Source organism: Helicobacter pylori SA221C, assembly GCF_000476855.1.
GTDB lineage: Bacteria > Campylobacterota > Campylobacteria > Campylobacterales > Helicobacteraceae > Helicobacter > Helicobacter pylori_DK.
On record NZ_CBPT010000002.1, the window covers coordinates 215,908 to 227,756 of the forward strand.

Here is an 11,849-nt window from a genome sequence, read left to right on the forward strand (position 1 = left end):
CTTATCCCTTTCAAGTGGCCGTTTTGACCCATTTTTGCGCCTCTAATTTAGCGAGACTATCGCACCGCTCATTTTGTGCATGCCCGTTATGCCCCTTGATCCAAACAGCCACAATAGAATGCCCTTGAGAAACTTCTAAAAATTCTTTCCACAAATCCACATTTTTGACTTTAGCAAAATTCTTTTTTTGCCAATTGATCAGCCACACATTAATCGCTTGGCACACGTATTGCGAATCGCTATAAAGCGTGATATTGCATGGGCGTTTTAAGATTTTTAACGCTTCATTCAACGCCCTTAATTCCATGCGGTTATTGGTGGTGCATTTTTCGCCCCCACTGATGATTTTTTCTTTATCCTTATAGCGTAAAATCGCTGCATACCCGCCTGGCCCGGGATTGCCTAAAGAAGAGCCATCGCAAAAAATTTCAATTTCTTGCATCTAATCCACTCCCATAGCATGCGTTTTTCTAGAGATTTTAAGCACTATATCCATAAACGCTAATTGGTAACACACAGGACACCTATGGCTTTCAAAAGGAAAAACTTGTTTGCAATTTTTGCAGCGGTATTCAAAAGTCAAATTCGCTTTTATAGGGCTATTCAATAAAGCGCGCAAAACCTCTAATTCAAAGATTTGACAAAACTTACCATCTAAAAGCAACCCTTGAGATCGTGCAATGTCTTGCAAAAGGGCATGTTTTTCTAAAATAAAAGCAGGGATATTTTGATCCCATAAAAGATCGATTAAATTTTCTAAACGCTCGGTTTTATCAATCTCTTGCCAAAAAAGATTTTCATCGCAAGATTTTAAATAATTTAAAGCGATTTTTTTCAAATCTGGCGAATTTTTTGCCACATGCAAGATTTTACTCGCATCTTCCTTGCTCTCTATTAAATGCATTAAATAAAGGTAGTTTTTGATCGTTTCAATTTCAGGGGCTTCTAATTCTTCCAAACACTCTAAAGTTTCTAAAGCCTTTGAATAATCCTTTTCTAATTCATACACATGCATGAGTTTCAATAACGCTTCCACATTCCTTGGAGAAAAGCGTAAAATTTCTTTCAAAGTGTCTTGCGCTTTTTGCAAATACCCCACGCTAAAATAATTTTTAGCCAATAAATCCAAAACAGCGGTTTTTTCTTCATCTTTTAAAGGGCGCGCTAAAAGCCCTTTTAAGATTTCAATACTCATTTCTATGTCAGCGATTTTAGAATACGACCTGGCTAAAAACATCAAACTAGAAAATTTTACATGCTTGAAAAGCTCGTCTAAATTTTCACTACTCACATAAGCGTTTTGGTTTTGAGCGAATTTTTGTAAGAATTTTTTGTTTTTCTTTTGGGTGAAATACGCCCTAACCTGTTCTAATAAAATGACAAGAGCGATAATAAAAGTTAATAAAGCGATAGAAAAAAGAGAATCTTTATAGAAAAAATTAAAATGTTGCACGATCTAAAGATCACTCTCTAATCATCACAATCCTAGACTTGACGCGCAATTTTTCAAAATGCTCTTCTAAAATCTTATCTTTAGATTCTTCTACTAATTTTTGAGCGATGAATTGCTTGGCCTGGCTGAAGCTCACTTCATTTTTACCCTTTTTTTCTTTGATATAAAAGGTGATAAACTGCCCCCCACCCCCATTCATAACGGGCGTAAAAGAGCCTTCAGCATGAGAAATAAAGACTTGAGCGATTTGAGGGTTTAAGGTTTTCATCTCTATTTTTTCATTGGCCTTAGTTACCCCTGGAATTTCCAAATTAGGATCTGCCATAGCCCTTTCTAAATCTTCTTGATTGGTGGAAGTGTAGCGCACGGTTTCTACTTCTGTGGGGATACTGAATTGCTCTTTGTGTTTGTTGTAATACTCGCGCATTTTGGTTTCAGAGCTAGTATCCACATTAGTGAGCAAGATATTACGCAACAATTCTTGCATTTCTAAATGCTCCTTAAGCTGATCCCTATAGAGTTTATAATGCCCCTCAGCCATAAGCATTTGTTTGAAATGATCCAAATCCATGCCTTGCTGTTGCGCCATCATTGCCATTTCTTGGTCTAGCTTGTCATCATCTACATGGATTTTTAAGCGTTCGATTTCTTGGTTTTTGATGCGTTCAGCGATCAAGCGATCCCTTGCTTGAGCTTTACTCACTTTAGATTTTTCTTGCTCTTCTTGGATTTGATACAGCGTGATAGGCGAGCCATTAACGAGCAAGGAAATACCCCCTACAACTTTATCTTCAGGGGTGTTATTGGTAGCGTTATCAGGATTACCAAAAATGGAATTGAATTGCGATCCAGGGCTTGTCCCTTTATTTTTTTCAAGAGTTTGAGAGGTTGTCTCTTTTTCCTCAGGTTTTGGTGCATTGCTTTGAAGGCCTTTATTTTGAACGCCTTTAGCGCTCTCTTTAATTTTAGGAGGCGCAATTTTTTGAGGCGGGCTTTTAGCGTCCCCATGATGGACTTCTGCTCTGGGCTTTCTTTTGGGTTTTACTTCTTTCTTTTCTTCGGTTTTTTTCTTTTCTTCTTTATCTTTCAATTCTTTATTTTTTAAATCTTTATTCTTCAATTCTTGGCGGATTTTTTTATCCAAAGAAGAATCTTGTTTCTTCCCTTCTAGGGCTTCCACTTTAGATTCAGGCTCTGCATAAACCACCCTAAACAACAACAAAACTTTCAAAACATAAGAAAAAATTCTTCTCATTAATCCAATTTCTCTTTCAAAATAGCATTCACCACGCTAGGATTAGCGCCTTTGAGATTTTTCATCGCTTGACCTACAAAAAACCCAAAAAGCTTGTCCTTACCGCTTTTGTATTCAAGCACCTTATCGGCGTTGTTTTTCAACACTTCCTCTATGACTTTAACAATCGCTTCCGTGTCATTGACTTGAGACAAGCCCATTTGTTCAATGAGCGCATCCACATCGCCCCCTTGCTCTTCTAAAAGCTTGTCTAACACGTCTTTAGCGCTCTTACCTGAAATCTTGCCCTCATCAATGCGTTTGGCTAAAGCGCCTAACGCATGAGCGCTAATTCCGCAATTTTCTAAAGTGGTTTCGGCTTTCAAGCGCCCTAATAATTCCACACAAAGCCATGTTACGCTCGTTTTAGCCTTAACCCCAAGATTGAGCATGCTTTCAAAATACTGCGCCAATAAAGGATCGCTCACCAATAAATTCGCATCGTCTTCTTTAAGGTTAAAATCTTTCATGTAGCGGGTTTTTTTCGCACTAGGCAATTCATTGATCTTTTGAGCTTCTTTTAAAAGCTTTTCATCAATAAAAACAGGATACAAATCCGGATCTTTAAAATAGCGGTAATCCGCTGACTCTTCTTTATTGCGCATAGAAAGGGTGATCCCTTTATGGGTGTCAAAAAGGCGCGTTTCTTGAACCACCTCTTCATTATAGCGCCCGTTCTCCCACGCCGCGCTTTGGCGCTCTATCTCGTATTCAATCGCTTTAGCGATAAATCTAAAACTATTCAGGTTTTTAATCTCCACCCTCGTGTAAAGCTTTTCATCGCCTTTGGGCCTGATGGACACGTTCGCATCGCACCTGAAATTCCCCTCTTGCATGTTCGCATCAGAAATCCCTATAAAACGCACGATAGCATGGAGCTTTTTCAAATACGCTATGGCTTCTTCACTATTTTGCATGTCCGGCTTACTGACAATTTCTAATAAAGGGGTGCAAGCGCGGTTCAAATCCACTAAAGAATAGCTGCCCTCATGGATATTTTTACCAGCGTCTTCTTCCATGTGAGCCCTTTCAATACGCACGATTTTTACGCCCTCTTTAGTGTCAATCTCTAATTTCCCATCGCTCACAATGGGGACTTCAAACTGCGAAATTTGATAAGCCTTAGGCAAATCAGGGTAAAAGTAATTTTTCCTCGCAAAAAGGGAATACTGGTTGATGTTAGCTTCAATGGCTGTGCCTAATTGGATGGCTTTTTTAACCACTTCTTTATTCAATACCGGCAAAGCTCCCGGTAAGCCCAAACACACAGGGCAGGTGTTAGAATTGGGGGTTTCTCCAAAGCTTGTAGAACAAGAGCAAAAGATTTTGGTTTTGGTGTTGAGTTGGACATGGACTTCTAGCCCGATTACAGCTTCAAATGGCATTATTTGTCCTTACTCTTTTTATTGCTCACAATGGCAAAAGTCAAGTCGTTGATTTCGGTGTGCGCTTTAATGAAATCATTGATTTCTTTCAAACTCATTTTTTGGATTTGATTGAGCAGCGTTTGGTTGAAATTTAAAGGCAAATCCAAATAAAAATAATTGTAAGTGGTGTTCAAGCGGCTAGAGATCGTTTCATTCCTTAAAGGCTCAGAGCCTAGTAAAAACTTTTTAGCGTCGTCTAATTCTTGTTGCGTCATGCCTTTTTCTATAAATTCTTTGACTATTTTTTTAACTAAAGCAACGCTTTTAGCTTGAGTGCTGAGCTTGGTTTGCAAATACCCGCTCGCAAAATGCGCCACTTTAGAAAAATTGGAGCGGATATACACGCTATAAGCCAAGCCCTCCTGAACCCTGATTTTTTCCATCAAACGAGAGCCAAACCCCCCCCCAAGCACAAACATCATGACTTTAGATTTCGCTAAATCCTGTTTTAAATCCTTGATTTTAAAGGGTGCGCCAAAATACACGAAAGCCTGTTCAGTGTCTTTATAGAGGATTTTTTCGCTCTTTTGATCGCTCGTTTCAAAATAAGGCTCTTCATACGCTTTACCTTGTGGCAAGAAATTAAGAGCGTTATCTAAACGCTTAAGGGTTTGATCGATTTTCAAATCACCCCCAAGCACCACCACGAGTTTATTGAGTTCAAAGACCTTAGAAAATTGCTGTTTCAAATCCTCTAGCTTGATTTTTTGGAGACTCTCTTTAGTGCCTAAGGCTGCGTTAGCTAAAGGGGTGTTAGCAAAAAGTTCTTGTTTTAAAGTCAGTTTAGCCAAATAATCAAAATCGCTTTCTTTTTGTAAAAGCGCGGCCAACATTTGGGTTTTGACTTTTTCTAAAGCGTTTTGCGTGAAATTAGGGGATTTTAAAAGCTCTTTTAAGCGCATGATGGCTTCATCTTCGTATTCTTTTAAAAATTCTAAAGTGATTTGCAAATCTTCTGCGCTAGTATCCACATTCAAACTGATCGCTTTTTGCTCTAAAAGTTGCGCAAACCCCACCGCACCAAGCTCTTTAGTGCCTTCGTTTAAAACTTGTGCGAATAATTTCGCCAAACCCAACTGGTTTTTATCGCTTAAGCTCCCACCCCCTCTAAAAGCTAAATGGATAAACCCCATAGGCAATAAATGGTTTTCTTCATAAATCACAGGGACTTTAGCTTGATTGATTTCTTGGTGTGTCAAAGCGCTCGCTTGTAACCCCATAAAAACTCCTAATAATAAAATGATTAAAATTTTTTTCATGCTGTTTATACCTTTGCTTTAGCCGGGTAACGCTTTAAGATTTCATAAGCGGTGTTTCGTTTAGCCGCCACGCTCCCAATGTCTTCAATAAGCTCTATCATTTCCGCTTCATTCATGCAAAAACTCGTTCCGGCCGCTTTCACTACATTTTCTTCCATCATCACACTCCCTAAATCATTCGCTCCAAACAATAAGGCTAACTGCCCTATCATAGAGCCTTGAGTAACCCATGAGCTTTGTATGTTTTGAATGTTATCCAAAAAAATCCTACTGCACGCCAAATAGCGTAAATACCGATTGGAACTCGCTTTTTTAATGCTTGGGATTTCTTCTTTTAAGGGGGTGTTGTTGGGCTGAAAACTCCATAAAATAAAAGCCCTAAAGCCGCCGGTTTCGTCTTGCAAATCGCGCACTCTTTGTAAATGCTCCACCACATCTTCTTCATTATCCACGCTCCCAAACATCATGGTAGCCGTGCTTTTAATCCCGCAAAGATGCGCCATTCTATGCACTTCAATCCACCGATCACTGCTCAATTTTTTAGGAGCGATCACGTCGCGCACCCTATCGCTTAATATCTCTGCTCCCGCTCCTGGAATGGAGCTTAAACCGGCGTTTTTCAACCTTTCTAAAACTTCTTTTAAAGACAATTTAGAGATTTTAGAAATGTAATCAATTTCAACCGCGCTAAAACCATGAATGGTGATGGTGGGGAATTTTTGAGCGATATGGCTGACTAGATTCTCATAATAATCAATCTTTAGCTGCGGGTGCACCCCCCCTTGAAAAAGGATCTGCGTGCCGCCAATAGCGAGCAATTCTTCAATCTTTTGATCGATTTCTTCATAGCTCAACACATAGGCGTCTTTTTCTTTTAGGGTGCGTTTGAACGCACAAAACTTACAATCCACAAAACAAATATTGGTGTAATTGATATTCCTATCCACAATAAAAGTCGTCAAGTTTTCAGGGTGCAAGCGTTGCTTTATTTCTAAAGCCTTTTGCCCTAATTCTTTCAAGGGCGCGTTTTTCATTAAATCCAAAATTTCTTCTCTGTTGATGCGCATTTTAAAACCTTGTTCCCATAGAAAATTCAAAGTGTTGCGTGTAATCGTCCATGTTAGGGTTGAAGCACAGCCCTTTACATTTTTTGCCATTGCCATCGCCCCATTGGTTGAAAAACGCTATAGGGAAAATCAACACCAAAGGCCCCATGGGCGAAATCCATTCAATCTGCAAGCCTGTAGAAGCCCTCCAAGTCGCTCTTTCAAACCCAGCCCCTATCACGCCATAATCTTTAAAATTCGCTGTCGTGAAGGGAGCGTTATAGAAGAAACTCCCCCTAGTTGGGGTTTTAAAGGTTAGGAAACCAAAGTCAAAAAACCACGCTAAGCGCATTTTAGCCGCTTTCAACACCCCATAGCTCAATTCGGTAGAAGCGGTAAAAATCCCATCGCCTCCAAGCCACAAGCCAAACTCATCTTTAGGCGTAACTGAGCCGTTCCTAAAGCCTCTCACCGTGGTTACGCCCCCCATGTAGAAAGTGGAGTTTAAGGGCAAGTAATCATCGGTGTTATACCTAAAGATATAGCCCCCTTGCGTTTTAAAGCGAGCGATCAAATCTATCAATAAATATTTTTGCAAATGGTGGTAAGCGGCGAATTTACCATAGACTTTGGTGTTACGGACATTCCCGCCTAACCCGTTCCACGAATTGAGCGTGCCAGAGCTTGGCAAGCCAGACATTGTCGCATAGGAATTAAAGATAACCCCATTTCTAGGGAAATAATAATCATCGGTGTTGTCATAGCTCACATCAAGGGTGAAAGAGCTGGTGATAGGCGTATGGTAATCCCTATCCCAAATACCTTTTATTTCTGGTGAAGTGGTGATCGCTCCAGGGCTAGAACAACTTTCAGGCTGTAAGGGGGTTTTACCGCCTGATAAGCGGTTGATAATCACTGATGCGGGGGTAGAACATTGCCTTGGAGAAACCACTTCATTAACAGAGGAATAGTAGCGGTTGTATAAAGGGCTGCTGAAACCAAGGAGCTTGGTAACGTTCAAGTTATACCCTAAGCTCACATGGGTTCTGTTACCCAGCATGCGCCCAATATTCACCCCAAAGCCCCCACCTTGTTGGATATATTGATAGCTTATCCTATAATCCGCATAAAGATTGATCGTAGAGCTATACCAGCTGTCAAAAATCCTTGGATTAGTCAAGCTTAAATTCCCGGCAAACATACGCCCCGCTCCTTTTGGCATGCCCGGATAAGATCTACCCCCCCCTGTAGCGATGTTAGCATACAAGCTCATGCTTTGGCCGGTCCCAAAAAGGTTTCTTTCGCTCACGCTCCCATTAAGCATAAGCCCTCCATAAGAGCCATAGCCTAACCCAAATTGCAACTGCCCGGTGCGCCCCTCTTCCACGCTCACTAACAAATCCATAAGTGAGCTATTCACCCTTTTTTCTTCAATTTTGACTTTAGAGAAGAATCCTAAACGCCTTAAAGAATTTTCAGAATTTCTCAGTTTGGTCAAGTTGTATTTATCCTTAGGCCCTAGTAACAATTCCCTCCTAATGATCCTATCGCTCGTGCGTTGGTTCCCTGAAATGATGACATCATTGATATACACCATATCACCCACTTCAATACGATAAATGACTTTCACAAGCCCGTTTTTTTCATCTTTATCCAAGTCTGGCTTCACCACCGCAAACGCATAACCCTTATCGGCGATTTCGGTTTTTAAAATTTGCGCATCCGCTCTTAAATGCTCAATATTAAAGACATCTTTTCTTTTAACTTTAAGCGCTTTTTCTAAGGTTTTTAAGGGGACTACCGGGTTGTCAATCTCTATTAAAATGTCTGAAATCCTGTATTGGATCCCCTCTTTGACTTTATAATGAAGCTTAGCGTCATGGGTAGAAAAATCCGTTTTCAAAAAAGGCGAAGAAATATGAGCGTCCAAATAACCCCTACGCATATACACATCTTGGATACGCATAGAATCGTATTCTAATTGATCTAAGCGCAATTTCCCGTCATTCAAGCCCCACATCCAACCCATGAAATCTCTTTGCTTGTTCGCGCTCAAAGATTCAATCATGCGGCGTTTTAATTTCGCACTTCCCTCATAAATGGATTGTTTGATATAAATGCTATCCCCCCTATTCACATCAAACACGATCAATAACGCGCCCTCACTGACCTTTTCTGTGCGCACCTCCACCACGCTCCCATAATAGCCCTGCCCCTCTAAAGCTGTTTTTAAAGCCGTTTTAGCATGCTCTAATTTTTGCTCATCAAAGGTGTCGCCCTTTTTGATCCCCATTTGGGATTTTAAGCCGTCTTTTTCCTTTTCAGTCCCATAACCCTTGATTTCTACCCCGGCAATCCTGGCTTTTTCATCAAAATGAAACTCTAATATGCCGCTTTCAAAAGTGGCATAAACGTCTTTAAAATACCCTTGATTGAACAAAGCCAAAACAGCGGTGTCTATTTTTTTAGAATCCACAATGTCGCCCACACGAATTTTTACAATTTCATTAGCGAGCATGTCAGACATGTAAGAAAGCCCGATATACGAAATGGACTTGACTTTCATTTCTTTAGGCGTTTGACTTGATTGGAGGGTTTCTTTTTGAGCTTCATTTCTTTGGGATTCTTGAGAGGCTTCTTTTGGCGGAGCCAAATCGTTTGGTTTAGAGCCGTCATTTTCTAAAGCTTCAACGCTGGTATTGATACATGCGAAAACAAGAGAAGATAGAATAAATTTTTTAATACTGATTTCCTTAATAGATTTTAGCTTGAGTGTTGTTAGTAGCGTTATTATAACTAATCATTCTTAAAAACGCTAAAAATTATTAAAATTTCTGTATAAAATTATACAAACTATCCCTTTCTACCGCAACAAAACCAGCGTCCTTGATTTTAAATATTAAATCTTCTTTTTCTAAACCATGCCGGCTCTTCGCGCCTGCCGCGCTTTGAATGCTCTCTATTTCTATCGTGCCGTCTAAATCGTTAGCGCCAAATTCTTGAGCCACTAAAGCTAAATTCAAGCCCAAAGTCGCCCAATAGGCTTTAATGTGGGGGATATTGTTCAAAAGAATACGAGATATGGCGATGGTTTTTAGGATTTCTATCGCGCTAGGGGATTTTTCTACTTTCAAATAATTGTTTTCTTTTTGATACAACAAGGGGATAAAAGCGTTAAAGCCCCCTTCTTTATTTTCCACTTTATTTTTAGGGCTTTGAATTTTTTTGATCCTCAGCATATGATCGATGCGATGGATTTTATTTTCAATATGCCCAAAAAGCATGGTAGCGTTACTCATTTTGCCTAATTTGTGCCAATAAGCATGGATTTCTAACCACCGAGAAGATCCCACCTTACCATTACAGATTTTACGCCTGATTTCTTCATCAAAAATCTCTGCCCCCCCACCAGGCATGGAATCCACCCCGGCTTTGAGCATGTCTTCTAACACCAATTCAAAAGGTTTGTTGAATTTAACGCTTAAAAAATGCACTTCTGCGGCGGTCATGGCTTTTAGGTGTAAGTTAGGCATTTCTTGTTTGATGGTTTCAAACACCTTCAAATACCATTCATAAGAGTAATTAGGGTTATGAGCGCTCACGATATGGACTTCTTTAATCCCCTTGTTGTAGGAATTTTTAACCTTTTCTAGGATTTCTTCTAAGCTCATTTCATAAGGGTTAGGGTTTTTTCTGTGGGCTGAAAAGGCGCAGAATTTACAAGCGTCCGTGCAAATATTGCTAGGGTTTAAATGCCTATTGACGTTAAAATACACGATTTTTTGGTGCATGTTTTGGCGCATGTGATCCGCTGCTTCCCCTAGCGTGTATAAATCATAATCATAAAGCTTCACTAATTCTTTACTTTCAGTAACTTGATTGTCTAATACTTTTTTTAAAAAGTCCATGGTTAAATTGCCTTTCATTTTAAAGATAAACATTGTAGCATTTTTAGATTGAATAATGCTTTTTATATATTATATAAAAATATCCCTTTTAATCCCCCCCTATTGATACCAGCCCCTTTTTTTGACCTAATTCTCATTAAAGTGATTTTTATGATAAAATATAAGCTTTATCAAACCATTAGCTGGTGTTATTTCTCATTTTTATAAGTTTTTAAAAATTTTCATACTCTTGTTTACTTTTTCATTATCATTTATGCTATAATTATGGGACAACTTAAACCAACACAAAGGAGATACTATGTTATCAAAAGACATCATTAAGTTGCTAAACGAACAAGTGAATAAGGAAATGAACTCTTCCAACTTGTATATGAGCATGAGTTCTTGGTGCTATACCCATAGCTTAGATGGCGCGGGGCTTTTCTTATTTGACCATGCGGCTGAAGAATACGAGCATGCTAAAAAGCTTATCGTCTTCTTGAATGAAAACAATGTGCCTGTGCAATTAACTAGCATCAGCGCGCCTGAGCATAAGTTTGAAGGTTTGACTCAAATTTTCCAAAAAGCCTATGAACATGAGCAACACATCAGCGAGTCTATTAATAATATCGTCGATCATGCCATAAAAGGCAAAGATCATGCGACTTTCAATTTCTTGCAATGGTATGTGTCTGAACAGCATGAAGAAGAAGTGCTTTTCAAGGATATTTTGGATAAAATTGAGTTGATTGGTAATGAAAACCATGGCTTGTATTTGGCCGATCAGTATGTCAAAGGGATCGCTAAAAGCAGGAAATCTTAATTTTAGGGTATTGGGTGCAAAAACTAGCCGTTTTTGATTTTGACTCCACGCTAGTCAATGCTGAGACGATTGAGTCTTTAGCGAGGGCGTGGGGGGTGTTTGATGAAGTAAAAAAGTTCACTTCACAAGCCATGAATGGCGAAACAGATTTTCATAAAAGTCTTATTTTAAGGGTTTCTAAACTCAAAAACATGCCCTTAAAACTAGCCAAAGAAGTTTGTGAAAGTCTGCCTTTGTTTGAAGGAGCGCTTGAGCTTATTAGCGCCTTAAAAGAGAAAGATTACAAGGTGGTTTGCTTCAGCGGGGGCTTTGATTTAGCGACGAATCATTATAGGGATTTATTGAATTTAGATGCGGCTTTCAGTAACACGCTGATAGTGGAAAATGACGCCTTAAACGGCTTGGTTACGGGGCATATGATGTTTTCACACTCTAAAGGCGAAATGCTGCTTTCCTTACAACGCTTGTTGAATATCAGTAAAACGAACACTTTAGTCGTGGGCGATGGAGCGAATGACTTGAGCATGTTCAAACATGCCCATATTAAAATCGCTTTCAACGCTAAAGAGGTTTTAAAACAGCACGCCACGCATTGCATCAATGAGCCTAATCTAGCCCTAATCAAGCCTTTGATTTAAAAAAATTTTTTTGTAAAATTCC

General features: G+C 39.5%; 10 protein-coding genes. 2 read left to right on the forward strand and 8 right to left on the reverse strand.

From position 1 onward, the window contains the following. Positions 1-10 precede the first annotated feature (10 nt). The 8 genes from rnhA to mqnE all read right to left on the reverse strand — a co-directional run bounded on the left by rnhA (position 11) and on the right by mqnE (position 10,387). Positions 11-442, reverse strand: a complete 432-nt coding sequence (gene rnhA, locus QU01_RS02515; protein WP_021436142.1) for a ribonuclease HI — start codon at positions 440-442, stop codon at positions 11-13. Continuing rightward, positions 443-1,453, reverse strand: a complete 1,011-nt coding sequence (locus QU01_RS02520) for a periplasmic protein (RefSeq protein ID WP_033763058.1) — start codon at positions 1,451-1,453, stop codon at positions 443-445. A 10-nt stretch (positions 1,454-1,463) separates the two neighbouring features. After that, positions 1,464-2,708 carry a peptidylprolyl isomerase gene (locus QU01_RS02525; RefSeq protein WP_033759796.1) on the reverse strand — a complete coding sequence of 415 codons (1,245 nt, stop codon included), beginning with the start codon at positions 2,706-2,708 and terminating at the stop codon, positions 1,464-1,466. After that, on the reverse strand, positions 2,708-4,132 hold the full coding sequence (gatB, locus tag QU01_RS02530) for an Asp-tRNA(Asn)/Glu-tRNA(Gln) amidotransferase subunit GatB (protein ID WP_033763059.1): 1,425 nt from the start codon (positions 4,130-4,132) through the stop codon (positions 2,708-2,710). The genes QU01_RS02525 and gatB overlap by 1 nt, the downstream gene beginning before the upstream one ends. Next, positions 4,132-5,433 carry a M16 family metallopeptidase gene (locus tag QU01_RS02535; protein WP_033763061.1) on the reverse strand — a complete coding sequence of 434 codons (1,302 nt, stop codon included), beginning with the start codon at positions 5,431-5,433 and terminating at the stop codon, positions 4,132-4,134. The genes gatB and QU01_RS02535 overlap by 1 nt, the downstream gene beginning before the upstream one ends. A 5-nt stretch (positions 5,434-5,438) precedes the next feature. Further along, positions 5,439-6,500, reverse strand: a complete 1,062-nt coding sequence (locus tag QU01_RS02540) for a dehypoxanthine futalosine cyclase (RefSeq protein WP_033763062.1) — start codon at positions 6,498-6,500, stop codon at positions 5,439-5,441. 1 nt (position 6,501) lies between these two features. Next, on the reverse strand, positions 6,502-9,222 hold the full coding sequence (gene bamA, locus QU01_RS02545; protein ID WP_080248333.1) for an outer membrane protein assembly factor BamA: 2,721 nt from the start codon (positions 9,220-9,222) through the stop codon (positions 6,502-6,504). Positions 9,223-9,304: 82 nt separating this feature from the next. After that, positions 9,305-10,387, reverse strand: a complete 1,083-nt coding sequence (gene mqnE, locus QU01_RS02550; RefSeq protein WP_033763073.1) for an aminofutalosine synthase MqnE — start codon at positions 10,385-10,387, stop codon at positions 9,305-9,307. A 298-nt stretch (positions 10,388-10,685) separates the two neighbouring features. Between mqnE and QU01_RS02555 the strand changes: the two genes are divergently transcribed. Continuing rightward, positions 10,686-11,189, forward strand: coding sequence for a ferritin (locus QU01_RS02555; protein ID WP_000949202.1), 504 nt, complete (start codon positions 10,686-10,688; stop codon positions 11,187-11,189). A gap of 14 nt (positions 11,190-11,203) precedes the next feature. Then, positions 11,204-11,827, forward strand: a complete 624-nt coding sequence (gene serB / locus QU01_RS02560; protein WP_033763065.1) for a phosphoserine phosphatase SerB — start codon at positions 11,204-11,206, stop codon at positions 11,825-11,827. The last annotated feature ends 22 nt before the right edge of the window (positions 11,828-11,849 follow it).